This is a genomic window from Pseudomonas sp. TE12234 (assembly GCF_054061835.1).
On record NZ_JBSSEP010000022.1, the window covers coordinates 15,690 to 31,925 of the forward strand.

8 protein-coding genes and 1 pseudogene are annotated in these 16,236 nt (G+C 61.9%); 1 reads left to right on the forward strand and 8 read right to left on the reverse strand.

Going from position 1 to position 16,236, the window contains the following annotated elements; genetic code table 11:
• Positions 1-55: 55 nt before the first annotated feature.
• From ACVWYU_RS26350 to ACVWYU_RS26385, 8 genes are all read right to left on the reverse strand, one after another.
• Complete coding sequence (locus ACVWYU_RS26350; protein ID WP_247258289.1) at positions 56-727, reverse strand: GntR family transcriptional regulator; 672 nt, start codon at positions 725-727, stop codon at positions 56-58.
• A gap of 283 nt (positions 728-1,010) precedes the next feature.
• Entirely contained in the window at positions 1,011-1,622 is a 612-nt protein-coding gene (gene cysC, locus ACVWYU_RS26355; protein WP_457374074.1) for an adenylyl-sulfate kinase, read from the reverse strand.
• The gene (locus ACVWYU_RS26360) at positions 1,606-3,120 is read right to left on the reverse strand and encodes a TolC family protein (RefSeq protein ID WP_390956465.1); all 1,515 of its coding nucleotides are present in this window, start codon (positions 3,118-3,120) and stop codon (positions 1,606-1,608) included. Before ACVWYU_RS26360 ends, cysC begins: the two co-directional genes overlap by 17 nt.
• A 42-nt stretch (positions 3,121-3,162) precedes the next feature.
• Entirely contained in the window at positions 3,163-10,452 is a 7,290-nt protein-coding gene (locus tag ACVWYU_RS26365; protein ID WP_457374075.1) for an Ig-like domain-containing protein, read from the reverse strand.
• Between the two features lie 54 nt (positions 10,453-10,506).
• Entirely contained in the window at positions 10,507-11,364 is an 858-nt protein-coding gene (locus ACVWYU_RS26370; RefSeq protein WP_390956463.1) for a sulfotransferase family protein, read from the reverse strand.
• 220 nt (positions 11,365-11,584) lie between these two features.
• Positions 11,585-13,681: a biotin/lipoyl-binding protein gene (locus ACVWYU_RS26375; protein ID WP_457374076.1), complete on the reverse strand. Its 2,097-nt coding sequence runs from the start codon at positions 13,679-13,681 to the stop codon at positions 11,585-11,587.
• Complete coding sequence (locus ACVWYU_RS26380; RefSeq protein WP_247256766.1) at positions 13,682-15,001, reverse strand: efflux RND transporter periplasmic adaptor subunit; 1,320 nt, start codon at positions 14,999-15,001, stop codon at positions 13,682-13,684.
• A complete protein-coding gene (locus ACVWYU_RS26385; protein ID WP_247256767.1) occupies positions 14,998-15,780 on the reverse strand; it encodes an efflux RND transporter periplasmic adaptor subunit in 783 nt (260 codons plus the stop codon). Before ACVWYU_RS26385 ends, ACVWYU_RS26380 begins: the two co-directional genes overlap by 4 nt.
• Before the next feature lie 321 nt (positions 15,781-16,101).
• On the opposite strand from ACVWYU_RS26385, the pseudogene ACVWYU_RS26390 reads away from it, so the two are divergent.
• Positions 16,102-16,224: pseudogene (locus tag ACVWYU_RS26390) on the forward strand (integrase core domain-containing protein); the annotation flags it as partial.
• Between the last annotated feature and the right edge of the window lie 12 nt (positions 16,225-16,236).

Here is a 16,236-nt window from a genome sequence, read left to right on the forward strand (position 1 = left end):
GGCTTGATGGATTTAACCGATGCCGATGACGAAATCAGCACAGTCATTGCCGCAGTCAGTGAGCGTGGGGCAGGTGCTTGAACAGGGTCTCGCAGACCCCGGCGATGTGTTCGTCCAGCAGCTTCACCGCCAGGTCGACGTCCCCCGCACGGCACGCCGCGAGGATCTCGCGGTGCTCGTGATCGGCGCGTTCCTTGCCGGCCGACAGGCTCATCTGCATGCGCAGGTAACGCTCCAGTTTGTCGTTGACCGAACGGATCAGGCTGACCAGGAACGGCCGTTGCGCCGGTTCATAGAGGCAGGCGTGCAGTTCCCAATTGAGTTCGGCCCAGCGCCCCACATCGTCCTCGCCGACGAACTCCTGGCAGATACGCTCGGCACGGGCGAAGGTTTCTTCTGTCATGTTGGGAATCGCCAGGCGCAACACCTTGTCCTCAAGCAACATGCGCACTTCGAACATCTGCGCCAGTTCCGCATCGGAAATGCGCGTGACCATCGCCCCGCGATTGCGCTGGAACATCACCAGCCCTTCGGCCTCCAGCCGCTTGAGCGCCTCGCGCACCGGGATCTTGCTGACGTTGAACTGGCGGGCAATGTCGTCCTGGCGAATCGGCTCATCCTCGGCAAAATGCCCGGCGACGATCGCGTCTCGCAGATGACGGGTGATGATTTCCGACGTCGAAGGCGTGTTACCAAGGTCGGGAGCGTTGAATTTGGGTAGGTTCACGGCGGCGGTCGTTCGGAGAAAAGAGATAGCGACAGGGTATACGAAATTCGTTCGCTGATCTTGCCTGGCGGCGACGCGTCGCCAGCCTTTAAAACCCTCACTCCGCCCAAACCGCTAAACCGAAACCACGCGTCAAGAAAGGTAACCGCGACTCAGTTACGGTGGTGCGCGAAGCGGCTCGCACCGGCGACGAGGGTTTCATTTACTTCGTTGTCACCGGAAAACATCGGTCGAACAAGTGAGGCCGAGTGGTGTTACTTCCCATGCATTTTTGACTATCGGGTCAATCCCGCGCCGGCATCAACACTTCGCACTCCGCTAGCCAGGCCAGCAGCTTTTGCACGCAGACATCGATGGACAAGGTACCGGTGTCGAGCACTAACGCGGCCGAGGCAGGTGGCTCATAGGGTGCGGAAACACCGGTGAAGCCCGGCAGTTCACCACTGCGCGCACGGGCGTAATGACCTTTCAGGTCACGCTGCTCACAGACGTCGAGCGCAGCACTGCACCAGACTTCGCGATAGTCATCACCCAATCGTCGGGCAAAGACCTCTCGCAGTTTAACCAACGGCGCAATCATCGCCAGAATCACGATCTGTCCGTTCTCCACCAGCAACGCTGCGACCTCGCTGGCGCGGCGGATGTTTTCCTGGCGATCCTTGTCGGTGAACCCCAGGTCGCGATTAAGCCCAACCCGTAGTCCATCGCCATCAAGTACCAGACTTTGCACGCCGCGCTCGAACAACGCGGCGTGCAGCGCCTGGGCCAGGGTCGACTTGCCAGCGGCCGGTAAACCGGTCAGCAGAATGGCTGCCCCACGATGACCGTGGCGGTCTTCGCGTTGTGCCCGGCTGATGCTGCCAGCAGGCGCCATCACATTACCGTCCCTGGACATGCGCTGGCGGCACCGTGATGTTGCCGGCGGCCCATGCATCCTCGCGGCTGGCCAGCGCGGTGGCGATCGACTGCACCTGCGTCGATTGCACCTGATCCGGCAGTGGGTCGAGCCCGGCGCTGGCGAAGATCTGCCCGTAAGCGTTGCGCAAATCCGCGTACGACAGGTCGCGGCGCAGGTCGGCTTGCAGGGTGTTCAGTTCGCCCTGGATCAGCTCCAGTTCGCCGATGCCCGCGGCCTGATGACGGTTACGCAACTGGCCAAGAATCTGCCCGTCGATGTTCGACAGCTGCTGGTTGGTCTCGAACTGGCGCAGCGCTTCGCGGTAGTTGGCGTTGGCCACGTAGAGCTGCGCCAGCACCGCGATTGACATCGCCTGGCGGCGTGCCTTGGCCACTTCTTCACCGGCCTTGGCCACGTCGATGGCCGCCGGGGCGGAAATCACGTTGAACAGGTTCCAGGTGATTTTTACCCCGTAGTCGGCCCACTTGTCGTTGACCAGAAACGAGTTGCTGTCGTAATGCCCGCCAGCCGAGAGTTCCAGCCCCGGCAGCAGCCGCAGCATGGCTTTGCGGGTTTCGGCGGTGCTGATGCGCGTCTGATAATCCTGCTCGCGCAGTTCCGGACGACTGGCCAGAGCCTCTTGCTCAAGGCTCGCCATGTCAACCTTGAGCTCCGGAACCGGATAATCCTCCGGCGTCGCCAACGTCAACTCAGTGCCCATCGGCAGGTTGATCAGGGTCGCCAGTTCGGTTTTCGCCAGCGATAGTGCCCGCCGCTGTTCTTCGAGCTGGCGCGTGGCTTCGATCAGCGAACGCTGATACCCCAAGGCCTGCACCGGGTCGCCGATACGCTGCTCGCTCATGCTCTGGCTGTTGTTGCGCGCGGCATCGACCCGCGCCATGAGGCTGTCGATCTGCTTGAGCAGGCGTTCAGCAGCCACAGCTCGCCAATAAGCCGAGCGCACGTCCTGAACGATGGTGTTGATGACCTTGCGCCGACGTTCCTGAACGATCAGCCGTTGATCGCCCTGCTGCTTGGCGTTGATGTAGCTGACGCCGAAGTCGAGGACGTTCCAGACCATGGTCAGGTCGGCGACCCTGCGGTCGCGGTCCTGGGAGGTCGAGGGTTCGAGGGATTGGGTGCCGGTGCGCACACTCTGGCTGCTGGAGCCGCTGGTGTTGTTGCGCCCCACGTAACCGGCGTCCAGGGCCATGCGCGGCAGCATGTCGAAGCTGGCGAGGTCGAGTTGGCGCTTGGCCAACGCCTCTTCCATGATTTTCAACCGGCCTTCAAGGTTGTATTTCACCGCACGGGCCATGGCTTGATGCAGCGTCAGTGGGCCACTAAGGGGCTCCTGATCTTTGTACATGCTCGCCAAATCGCTTCTGGCGCGCTGCTCGCTGACACTGCGTTCGATCGGCTCACTGGTCACCGCACATCCGCTGATTGCAAGCGCCAGCAAGCTGGCGCCGAATAATTTCTGACTTTTCTTCATCCTTGGACCGCCCCTGGGTACCGCACAAAATTAGGTTTTTAATCAGGCTTGCATTTCGCTGATGCCGACCTGTTGCAACGCTGCAGCCAACGCCTGGACCTGCTGCTTCTCGGCGTTTTCAAGTTGTTGAAGTTGCTCGCCCAAAGTCAGTGCACCATAGCCACCGTGCAGGCCTTGAGCGGCATTGCCACTGTGCTGGATCGACTTGTCACCGAACGCATTGAGCGAACTGTCGCCATCGCCCGACTCATGATTGAACAGACTCGACAGCGTGCTGCTGCCAAACACCCCGCCATCACCCCCGCCAAAACCCAGGAAACCGTGAGCGGAACCCTTCCCGCCGTTGTCGCTGCTAGTGAACACCTGAGCGATATAGCTGGGGCTCAGTGCGCCACGATTGATGAAAATATCCCCCAGTGGGCGGATGCCATCGCCCAATACCCGCTGTTCGAACAACGGTGCAAAGGTCAGCAGTGAGCCGAGATTACCGGTTGGCGGCGTGAAGATAATCGGCTGCAACGGCACGTTCGGAGGACTTTGCGGCAGTGCCGGGTCGCTGACCGAGACCACGACGGCCGGCACCGTGTTGATGGTGAAATTGTTGGAGATCGCGCCACTGGCGCCCGCGTTCCCGGCGAGGTCGGTCACGTTGCGGGTGTCCAGCCCGATGAAATTGGTTGCATCGTTGATGTTGGCCGCCGGGGTCAGGGTGGCGGTCCAGGTCTTGCCGCCGTTGCTGCTGCTCAGGTTGGTGAGGGTGCCATTGGCCACGCTGATGTCGGACAAATCGAAATGCTTCACCGCCTCGCTGAAGGTGAAGGTCACCTGCGAGGTCTGGCCAACGCCCAGGTTCGGGTTGTCGATGACGATGGTCGCGGTGGGGCGATCACTGTCCAGGGCGTAGTTGTTGGAGATGGCCAGCCCTGTCCCGGCATTGCCTGCAGTGTCGTTGACATGACTGTTGTCGAGCACAATCAGGTTGGTGGGGGCGGTCACGTTCGCCGTCGGCGTGAACGTCGCGGTCCAGGTCTTGCCGCCGTCACTGCTGGCCAGGTTGGACAACGTGCCGTTGGTCACGCTCAGATCGGACAGGTCAAAACCGGTGACCGCTTCGCTGAAGGTGATGGTCACCAGCGAGGTCTCGCCGATGCCCAGCAACGGTTTGGCGACGACGATGGTCCCGGTGGGCCGGTCGGCATCGAGCACGTAGTTGTTGGACAGCGTTACGGTACTGCCCGCATTACCGGCGCTGTCCTGCACATTGGCAGTGTCGAGCACGATCTGGTTGGTGGCATCGTTGATATTCGCGGTCGGCGTCAGGGTCGCCGTCCAGGTCTTGCCGCCGTCGCTGCTCAGCAAATTGGACAGCGTGCCATTGGCCACGCTGAGGTCGGACAGATCGAAACCACTGACCGCCTCACTGAAAGTGATGGTCACCTGTGAGGTCTGGCCAATGCCCAGCAGCGGATTGGCCACCACAATGCTTGCCGTTGGACGTTGCGTGTCGATTGCGTAGTTGTTCGAGTCGGTGGTGCCCACCCCAACGTTGCCGGAACCGTTCTGCACGCCGGTGTTGTCCAGGGTGATCAGGTTGGTGGTGTCGGTGATATTCGCGACCGGGGTGAAGGTCGCCGTCCAGGTAATACCGCCATCGCTTGAACTGACCGCGCTCAACGTACCGTTGGCGATGGTCAGGTCGGCGTTGGTAAAACCGCTGACCGCCTCGGAGAAGGTGATGGTCACCAATGAGGTTTCGCCCACCTTGAGTGCATTGTCGGCCACCACGATGGTCGCCGTCGGACGCACGGTGTCGATGGTGAAGTTGGCGGAATCGGTGGTGCCGCTACCGGCGTTACCGGCCAGGTCGGCGACGCCGGTGTTCGCCAGGGTGATCAGGTTGGTCGTGTCTTTTATGCCGGCAGTCGGGGTGAAGGTGGCCGTCCAGGTGATGCCGCCATCGCTGCTGCTGACCGCCGTCAGCGTGCCGTTGGGAATCGTCAGGTCGGCGTTGGTGAAACCGGTCACGGCCTCGGAGAAGGTGATGGTCACCAGCGAGGTTTCACCGGCGGCCAGCGTCGGGTCGGCGATCACAATGGTCGCGGTCGGGCGCTGGCTGTCGATCGCGTAAGTATTGGAATCGGTGGTCGCGGTACCGGCGTTGCCGGCCAGGTCGGCAATCCCGGTGTTGTCCAGGGTGATCACGTTGCCGCTGTGGGTGACGCCGTTCAGCGGCGTCAGGGTGGCGGTCCAGGTCACGCCGCCATCGCTGCTGCTCACCGCGCTCAGCGTACCGTTGTCGATCGTCAGGTCGGCGTTGGTGAAACCGGTCACCGCTTCACTGAAGGTGATGGTCACCAACGAAGTCTGGCCGATTCCCAGCGCAGTGTCCGTCACCACGATGGTCGCCGTTGGCCGCACGGTGTCGATGGCGAAGTTGTTGGAATAGGTGGTGCCCGCGCCGACGTTGCCGGAACCGTTCTGCACGCCGGTGTTGTCCAGGGTGATCAGGTTGGTGGCATCGGTAATGGCGCTGGTCGGGGTGAAGGTCGCCGTCCAGGTCATCCCGCCATCGCTGCTGCTGACCGCGGTCAGCGTGCCGTTGGCAATGGTCAGGTCAGCGTTGGTGAAGCCAGTCACCGCCTCGCTGAAAGTGATGGTCACCAGAGAGGTGTCGCCAATCTTCAGCGCGTTGTCGGCCACCACGATGGTCGCCGTCGGACGCACGGTGTCGATGGTGAAGTTGGCGGAATTGGTGGTGCCGCTACCGGCGTTACCGGCCAGGTCGGCGACGCCGGTGTTCGCCAGGGTGATCAGGTTGGTCGTGTCTTTTATGCCGGCGGTCGGGGTGAAGGTGGCCGTCCAGGTGATGCCGCCATCGCTGCTGCTGACCGCCGTCAGCGTGCCGTTGGGAATCGTCAGATCGGCGTTGGTGAAACCGGTCACGGCCTCGCTGAAGGTGATGGTCACCAGCGAGGTTTCACCGGCGGCCAGCGTCGGGTCGGCCAGCACGATGGTCGCGGTTGGGCGCTGGCTGTCGATTGTGTAAGTATTGGAATCGGTGGTCGCGGTACCGGCGTTGCCGGCCAGGTCGGTAATCCCGGTGTTGTCCAGGGTGATCACGTTGCCGCTGTGGGTGACGCCGTTCACCGGCGTCAGGGTGGCGGTCCAGGTCACGCCGCCATCGCTGCTGCTCACCGCGCTCAGCGTACCGTTGTCGATCGTCAGGTCGGCGTTGGTAAAACCGGTCACCGCTTCGGAGAAGGTGATGGTCACCAACGAGGTTTGACCGATTCCCAGCGCGGAGTCTGTCACCACGATGGTCGCCGTTGGCCGCACGGTGTCGATGGCGTAGTTGTTGGAATCGGTGGTGCCTGCGCCGACGTTGCCGGAACCGTTCTGCACGCCGGTGTTGTCCAGGGTGATCAGGTTGGTGACATCGGTAATGGCGCTGGTCGGGGTGAAGGTCGCCGTCCAGGTCATCCCGCCATCGCTGCTGCTGACCGCGGTCAGCGTGCCGTTGGCAATGGTCAGGTCAGCGTTGGTGAAGCCGGTCACCGCCTCGCTGAAAGTGATGGTCACCAGAGAGGTGTCGCCAATCTTCAGCGCGTTGTCGGCCACCACGATAGTCGCCGTCGGACGCACGGTGTCGATGGTGAAGTTGGCGGAATTGGTGGTGCCGCTACCGGCGTTACCGGCCAGGTCGGCGACGCCGGTGTTCGCCAGGGTGATCAGGTTGGTCGTGTCTTTTATGCCGGCGGTCGGGGTGAAGGTGGCCGTCCAGGTGATGCCGCCATCGCTGCTGCTGACCGCCGTCAGCGTGCCGTTGGGAATCGTCAGGTCGGCGTTGGTGAAACCGGTCACGGCCTCGGAGAAGGTGATGGTCACCAGCGACGTCTGCCCGGCTGCCAGCGTTGGCGAGGCGATCACAATGGTCGCGGTCGGGCGCTGGCTGTCGATCGCGTAAGTATTGGAATCGGTGGTCGCGGTACCGGCGTTGCCGGCCAGGTCGGCAATCCCGGTGTTGTCCAGGGTGATCACGTTGCCGCTGTGGGTGACGCCGTTCACCGGCGTCAGGGTGGCGGTCCAGGTCACGCCGCCATCGCTGCTGCTCACCGCACTCAGCGTACCGTTGTCGATCGTCAGGTCGGCGTTGGTGAAACCGGTCACCGCTTCGGAGAAGGTGATGGTCACCAACGAGGTTTGACCGATTCCCAGCGCAGTGTCCGTCACCACGATGGTCGCCGTTGGCCGCACGGTGTCGATGGCGTAGTTGTTCGAGTCGGTGGTGCCGCTACCCGCATTACCGGCCAGATCGGCGATCCCTGTGTTGTCCAGACTGATCAGGTTGGTCGCGTCGGTGGTGCTGGTGTTCGGGGTAAAGGTCGCCGTCCAGGTGATACCACCATCGCTGCTGCTCACGGCGGTCAGCGTGCCGTTGCTAATGGTCAGGTCAGCGTTGGTGAAGCCGGTCACCGCCTCGCTGAAGGTGATGGTCACCAGTGAGGTGTCGCCAATCTTCAGCGCGTTGTCGGCCACCACGATGGTCGCGGTCGGGCGCGCGGTGTCGATGGCATAGTTGTTCGAATCTGTCGTACCTGTGCCCGCATTACCCGACAGATCGGCGATTCCGGTATTGGCCAGGGTGATCAGGTTGGTCGCGTCGGTGGTGCTGGCGCTCGGCGTAAAGGTCGCGGTCCAGGTGATGCCGCCATCGCTGCTGCTGACCGCCGTCAGCGTGCCGTTGGGAATCGTCAGGTCGGCATTGGTGAAACCAGTCACCGCCTCGGAAAAGGTGATGGTCACCAGCGAGGTGTCGCCGATTTTCAACGTGCTGTCCGCGACCACGATGGACGCGGTCGGGCGCACGGTATCGATGGCATAGTTATTCGAATCTGTCGTACCTGTGCCCGCATTTCCCGCCAGATCGGCGATCCCGGTGTTGTCCAGGGTGATCAGGTTGGTCGTGTCGGTGATGCTGGCGCTCGGGGTAAACGTCGCCGTCCAGGTGATGCCGCCATCGCTGCTGCTGACGGCGGTCAGCGTACCGTTAGCAATCGTCAGGTCGGCGTTGGTGAAACCGGTCACCGCTTCAGAGAACGTGAAGGTGACCAGTGAGGTGTCGCCGATTTTCAGTGCGGTGTCGGTGAACGCAATGGTCGCCGTCGGCCGTACGGTGTCGATGGCGTAATTGTTGGACGTGCTGGTGCCAACCCCGGCTGTGCCCATCGACACACTCTGGACCCCGGTGTTATCCAGGGTGATCAGGTTAGTGGTGTCGGTAATGGCGTTGGTCGGGGTGAGCGTCGCCGTCCAGGTCACGCCGCCATCGCTGCTGCTCACCGCGCTCAGCGTGCCGTTGGCAATCGTCAGGTCGGCGTTGGTGAAACCGGTCACCGCCTCAGTGAAGGTAATGGTCACCAGCGAAGTCTGGCCAATGTGCAGGGCGCTGTTCGCCACCACGATGGTAGCGCTCGGTGCCGGTGCATAGGCGGTGTTCACGGTGCCGCCGTCGTTGAAGATATTGTTCACGGCTGCCACGCTGGCACCGGTACTACCGCCGCCCAGTGCCGGACCGCCGGAGCCACTGCCGCCGACGTTACCGGACAGCGCCGCGAAGTTGGCGGCGGTCATCAATACCGTGCCTTTGTTCCAGATCGCACCGACGCCTTTACCGGCCGCACCACCGGCGTCGGCGGAACCGCCCAGGCCACCACCACCACCACCGCCACCACCGGCGGCAATGTTGCCGGAAATCACCGAGGTGCCAATGACCGTCAGGGTGCCGCTACTGGCGTTGTAAATACCACCGGCAGCCGATGCCCCGGCCCTGCCGGGCTTGTCCCAACCGGAGCCGCCACCGCCACCGCCGATGGAAATCGTGCCATTGTTCGCCGTACCGCCCGCGCCACCGTTGCTGTAGTTGGCAGCCCCCAAGCCACCCGCGCCACCGCTGCTGCTGCCGCCGCGACCGCCCATGTAGTTGGGGTTATAGCCGCCACCGTTACCGCCCGTGTTGGCACTACCACTCGTCCCGCTGTACACACCCGTGCCGAAACCGGAGGTGCCACCATGACCGCCGGCTTGCCCGCCCAATGCACCGCCACCGCCGCCGCCGCCACCGACCGCGCCACCGACGTAAGGTGAGGTAACCCCGCCACCGCCACCGCCGCCCGAGGCGGCGTTGCTGGTCACGGTGACGTTCTTGAGGGTCAGGTTGCCGGCATTGAAAATACCGCCGCCCATGGACGCCGTGCCGTCCGTACCGGCGGCAGCACCATTGCCGGCCACCAGGCCTTGCTTGATGATCAGCCCGTCGAAAGTCGCAGTGATCCCGGAAGCGACCTGAACCACCCGGGTCTTGTACTGACCGTTGAGGGTCACATCGGCAATGCCGTCGTGGTTCAGGTCACCTTCCAGCGTGACGTTCTTGGTAATGGTCAGTTGCGTGTTCAGATTGACCGTCATGGTGGTGCTGAACGTCACCGTGTCCCCCGCCACGGCATCGCTCAGCGTCTGACGCAATGAGCCAACCCCACTGTCACCGTTGTTGGTGACCGTCAGGGTCGCCAGACTGTATTGATACGCGGCCATTGACTGGGCCGACAGCACGTTATGGCTCTCGATGGTGCCGGTGGCGATTTCCAGATCCCAGTCACCGCTCGCACCGGTACGGTTGTTCGACGCGGCGATATCGCGCCCGGTAAGTTGCGCCAGCGAGTCGACAAAGCTGACGCCCTTGTCACCTGCGGCGGTGTTACAGGCGTAGATCAGAATGTCGCCGCCGACGTTCATGTCATTGCCGATACGCGCCAGCACCGCGCTGCGAGCCGCCACGTTATCGGCCGACAGGTAAGTGTCGCCCAGCCACAAGTCGCCGCTATTGCCGTGGGCGATGATTTCCACGGTACTCACGCCGTGGTGGGTATCCAGATAATCGGCGATCTGCTGCAAGCCATCCTTGGTCGGGTCGAGCTGGACCACCTGGGTGCCAGGTGCCACGCCTTTGAGCAGGCTATCGGCGTCCTTGATGCGCGAGTCGACGAACACCACGCTCTGGCCGGGTACGGCGGTGGGTGTCGCGGCAGGCGCGGGTGTAGCCGCTGACGTGTTGTCCGTCTGGCCGTGGGTGTCCTTGCTGGCCACCGGGTGGTCGGCAACCGGAGCCTTGGCAGCGTCCGCCGTGGCGTGGCTGTCAGCTTGGGCGGCGGTATCGGCAACCGTGGCCGCCACTGCGCCGTCGAACAGCATTCGCGGTTCCAGGGACATGATCATTGGCGATGCCAGGACGCGCGCGCCCTCCGTGATCTGCGACTTGCCTTTGCTCCACCACATGCTGCTCACCCGGACTCGAACTTTTATGACTGCGCGAATAAAAAAACGCCGTGATCAACTGATCGCGGCGTCGGCTTTCATACGAATGACATTGGCAGCGCTGGCTGAGCCATCGTGCCAAAAGGACAGCTCTGCATATTTGTCGAACAGGTCCGGTGGCAGGATCGTGCGCCGAGGCTCCAGTGCCACCGAGCGTTTGACCTTGTGCAGCCCCGATACCCCGAGCGCCTGGTCGAATTCCGGCGCGTCATAGGCGAGGTTGTTGAAATCGTGCTCGAACCAGGGTTCGCCGATGAAATCGTAGATCAACCGCATGACCCGGTCAGGGGCCTGGCTCAGCAGGTCGTAATCGACGATCAGCAGCGAGTCGGCGTTTTCGCCGTAATAGGCCTCTTTCAGCGCAGTCCAGGCAAAGCCCACCAGACGATTGCGCTGGGCCAGGGTTTCGCAACGGCTGTAAACGGTATTGCGCTCGATTTCGTCATTGAACAGCTTGGTGTTCTCGAACGGATTGGCGCGGTACAGTCGTTCGAGGCTGTCCATCACCCAGGCGACATTGCGCACACAGGCAATGGTTTTGGCCTTCGGAAACAGTTCCCGTAACGCAGGCTGACGCGAGCACCATTGGCGATTGGTATCGAAGATAACGGGTGTATCTGCCTGATCGGCATAGAAGGAGTCGAACAGACCGCGCAATAGACGACGGCGCAGCGGGGTGTCGATCACCGCGCCAAATTCGCTGCCGGCACTGCATTGCTCCAGGATGCTGGAGAACAGCGATCCGACGGGGCTGGTCATACCGGCATGGAAACGCGGGTTCTGCAACAGGATTGCGGAAAGCAGGGTGGAGCCTGAGCGCGGCAAGCCGGAGATAAAGTGGAAACGTTGCAATCCCTTCACCGTCATGATCATCCTTTTTTGGGGCAAAGCTTAGTCCATGCAAGGACTTCCGCATAGTGGTATTTTGATATCGGCACAGCACGTTTCAGGCTTAAAGTTCCAGTAAATGCAGGATGGCCCAGCATTTTTATGGCGGGGCCCTTTGTAACGGAAAAGACACAACGTCAACCTGCATCTGGTCTTCAGACAACACTTAACTGTTGTTCTCAATGAGAAGCTTTCATTGAATGACTCAGAAGCCGCTTTCCCGCACAGCCAAGGCCGCCAGCCGCCGCCATGCCGTACCGAGTAATGACTCGCTGCGTCCTTGCACCATCACCACGCCACGCAACGGCTGCACCGGAGTGGCAATGCTATCGAGTACCTTGAGCCGTACCGCGTATTGCGCCTGCACAGGCTCTGCGCGCTGGCTCTGATCGCGGCGCACGGCGATCGGTCCGTGGTGATCGGAAGTCAGCGCTTCCTGATCGACAAATGCTGCGCCATTGGTGTCGACTTCCGTCAGCTCGACCGCCACCGCCGGGCGCATCGGGTCTTCGGCGATAAACCGACCCGTGGCACCGGGTGCAACCCGCCACAGCTCGTTCTCGGCCAGATAACCGCGCAGTCGTGCTCCTTCTTCGACGACCCGAGCCAGGGTATCTTTGGGTGATAACCAACGGCCGACGGCCAGCTGCGGCAACAGATCGCGCACCTGACCGGCCTGGGGTGCCCGCAGCAACAGGCGCTCGCGCTGTGCCGCTAAACCGCGATACTCGGCCACCGCCTCTGCCAACCGCTGTTCTACGATGCTCGCATCGGCAGCGGTTTCGCTGCGCCCGGCCTGACGGCGCATCTGCAATTGCTGGATCTCGATTTCCCGGCGCACGATGGCCTGACGCGAGTCCAGGTCCGGTGAATCCAGCTCAATTAACACATCGCCCTGGGCAACGATCTGTCCGTCGCTGACATTCAGCTGTTTGACCCGAGCCGCCACCGGCGCATGCAAGGCATTGACCCGACCCGCTTCCAGCATGCTCGGCAGTTCTACCGCGCTGCGCCACGGCAGCACCAGCACGACAATCACCGCCAACAAGCCCAGACCGCTGAGCAATGCCTGCGGTGCATGGGCCTGTTCGCGACGGCTCCACCATTCCCGCCACTCGCGCGCAATCGGCAAGAAGATGAACCACACCATCTCAACCATCATCAGGATGATCCCCAACAACTTGAAGAACAGGTGATACACAGCCAGAGCAATCCCGAAAAACAGCACCGCGCGCCACAGCCACGAGCCGTATCCCCACCACAGTAACCGTCTCTGCATCGCCGGCGACCAAGGCTCCGGTGCAGGTGCGCCGTAACCGAACAGCACCTCACGCAAACGCCAACGACACAAGGCAAATGCCCGGCCCTGAAGGTTGTCCACCTCCCAGAAGTCGCTGAGCAAAAAGTAACCATCAAAACGCATGAACGGGTTCAGGTTGACCGCCAGCGTAGTGAGCCAGGTCGCGCTGGCAAGCATGAACGCCGCCGTACGCGCCGGCCCGTCCGGCAACAGTGACCAGGCGAGCAAGGCGATACATGCCAGCAGCAACTCGGCGAGCACCCCGCCCGCACCGATCAGTAGACGCGTGCGCCGATCATTGACCCGCCAGGCATCGCTGACGTCGGTGTAAAACATCGGCAGCAGCACCATGAAGGCCACGCCCATGCTTTGCACCCGGCAGCCGGCGCGCTTGGCCATGAAGGCATGACCGAATTCGTGACAGAGCTTGGCGAAGAACAACGCCAGCCCGAACGCCAACGCACCGCCAAGACTGAACAAGTGTGGGAACGTCGCGATAAAACGCTGCCAGTCCCTCGAGACCAGAAACCCCCCCAGCCCCAGAGTCAGCGGCAAACCATAGCGCAGCGCTCCAGGACCAAAACGCGCGAGCCATGGCCAGGCACGATTGAGGAAAGCGTCCGGGCGCCACAGTGGAATCCGGAAGAAAAGGTATTGATGCAGCAAGATCTGCCACACAGTCTGACGCTGCGCGGCCGCCTTGAGGCCATAACTGGCGCGCTGTTGCGGGTCGAGGGAGGAGATCAGGTCGTGGGCCCGCAAAAAGCTCAGCAACTGCTCAAGCTCCGTGACGTCCAGCGGCAAGCCCGGTTCGCGATTGGCGGCGCGCAGCACTTGCTCGGGATCGCCCAATGACCAATGTCGCAGCAAGCGCATGGCCGCAGAACCGAGCTTGAAGTAACGCCCGCGCAACGGGTCGGCCAAGGTCCAGCGCGGCGACCCGTCCAGCGCCGGAGCGGCTATCTGCAACTGTAAATCGGCACGCAGGCTGGGCAATGTCATTTAGAGGCCCACGCTTTGACGCAAACCAGCCAGAGGCTTGCGCAACAGGTACAACGCCAGCGGCGCGCGATCACCGTAGATTTTCGCCGTACCGCGCAAACCGATACGCGGCGGAGCTGCGTCGAAACTGGCGTCGAGTCGATAAGCCAGCTGTCCGCCGGCCATCGGTTGCGCTTCGTAAGCCGAACGTTCGAGTTTGGCCTGATGGCGTTGCAGTGGGTCGCTGTCCAGAAACAGCACCACCTGCGCGTCGGGCTCCAGTGCAATGGCATCGCCAACCCCCAGCTCGATGCGCAACTCCGCTTGGCGCGGATCGGCGATTTCCATCAGACGCTCGCCGGTCTGCACCGGTTTTCCGGTCCAGCGTTCAGCGTCGGCGAACACCGCAATACCGTCGCGCTCGGCACGTACTTCACTGCGTTTGAGCAGTTCACGGGCGTAATCGCGTTCGGCTCGTTTCTGCTCGACCCGTGCAGCCAACAAATCGATTTTCGAGCTCGATTCGGCGTCGGCAAAGGCTCGCTGGGCGTTCGCCTTGAGCTCGGCTTCCGCCACCCCCAAGGCACGGTCGGCGACATCGGCCTGGGCTTTGAGCGTGGTGCCTTCGAAACGCAGCAACAGGTCGCCGGTCTTCACGTTCTGGTTGGGTTTGACCAGGAACTCGGCGATCACCCCGTCCAACGGCGCCGCTACCACCCGACCGCCGAGTGGCACGACTTCGGCCGGAGCCAGCACCGATTGGCGTACCGGAATCAACAAACCCAGCACCAACAGCGTCACTAGAGCGACCTGGCGTTTGCGAGTCCAACGCAGGCGCCACGGTTGACGTGGTTGCAGCGCCAGCCAAGCATGGCTGAACGTGTCACCCAGTTGCGACAACAGCACTTGCTCGGAGGGATTCCAGGGTACATCGCGAGCCAACCACAAACCGCCAAATACCTGGCCCTGTCGATCAATCAGCGGTAACCAAAACACCTGCGCTGCCGACAGACTTTGCCAGTCGGTTTGAGTCGAGCCGCTCAAAGACGTGGCCGGAATGACCCGCGCCTGTTTCAACAGGTCGAGCTTGAACAACTGCGCCACCGCTTGCTCGACGAACGCCACAAACGGCGCATTCGGTTCCACGACACTGACGCCCGTGACCGCGCGCACCTTACCGGCGATCAACAAAGCTGCATGACGAAAACCGAACAAGGCCTGACCGTCGTTAGTCAGGCTGAAGGCCAATTGTTCGGTCGTGCGCGCGGCGCGAGTCTGGCGCTCCAGTTCCAGAAAGCGCGCGAAGACCTGCTCGGCACCGCCAGCAAGGGGAGCGTTCACTTGAGCTCCGCGAAGCGCGCCGTACCGCTCATCCCGGCCAGCAAACCATTGGCGTTGGGCAGCGTTGCGACCAGCAGCAGGGTCTGGCTGCCCTCATCGATCCGCGCACCGAGGCGTTTGATCGTGGCATCGAGTGGCTGGCCGGTTTCATCGGGAACGAAGCTGAAGGTATTCCCGGCCTTGAGTTTGCTCATCCAGCGCGAGGGCACCAACAGGTGGATTTCCAGGCTGCGGTTGTCGACGATGTCCAGCAGTGGCGCTCCGGCGGCGACGCTTTCATAACGCTGAACCTTGCGTTCGACGACCTGCCCGTCAAACGGCGCGACCACGCTGCAGCGTTTGACCTGAACCTGATAAACCTGAGATTGCGCCTGGGTTTCGCTGAGTTTGGCTTCGGCTCGCGCCACTTCAAAACGTCCGACCGAGTTCAGCGCAGCGAGTTGTTTGTTGTGGGCCAACTCTTCACTCGCACCCCGGCTGGCAGCCTGTGACGCATTGAGCTGAGCCTGAAAAGCCGAGCAGTCGAAACGCGCCAGGGTGTCCCCCTTCTTGAAGGACTCGCCTTCACTGAATGGCAACTCGACAATTCTGCCGGGCAGCTCACTGGCGAGCACTGCTTGATCACGGGCACGCAACACGCCACGGGCCTCGCTGCTGGTTACCGCCTGACTTGCCGAAGCCGGGTTTTCCAGCAGCGGATCATCTGGCGCGGGCGTTTGCGCCTGTGCCACGCTTGCCAGCCCGATCAAACCTAAAGCCAAACCACGAAAGCGTTGCATATCGGTGTCTCCTGACGGATGCGCGGCAGTCTACGACAGCAGTAATAACCGTCAACCCTATAACCCGGAATTCATTGCTAAACACATTCGAAGCCAAGTCTTCCTGTCGTTCTGCGACTCCGCTGACTACAAGGTTGAAACGGACGAAGCTTTCAAAGCTATCCCGGATAAACCTTGAGACGCGTACATCAGGGAAAATACCGATTTTTCTGGTTGGATTGATAGACGGGGCGCCCGCTTATGCGGCGCCAATTGCCCGATTTCACTCGCCTGTTTGTTGGCGCCGACGCCGAATTGACCCAATTGCCGAGACTTCACTGACCTATAGACCTGGCACAGGCGGAGCGGATGGTGCGGGAGGCGATCTTGATCTACAACCAGGAGCGCCCGCACCTGTCCTTGAAATACAAAACGCCCGATGCGGTGCATCGGGCGTTAGGGTGAAACAGGTGTAAA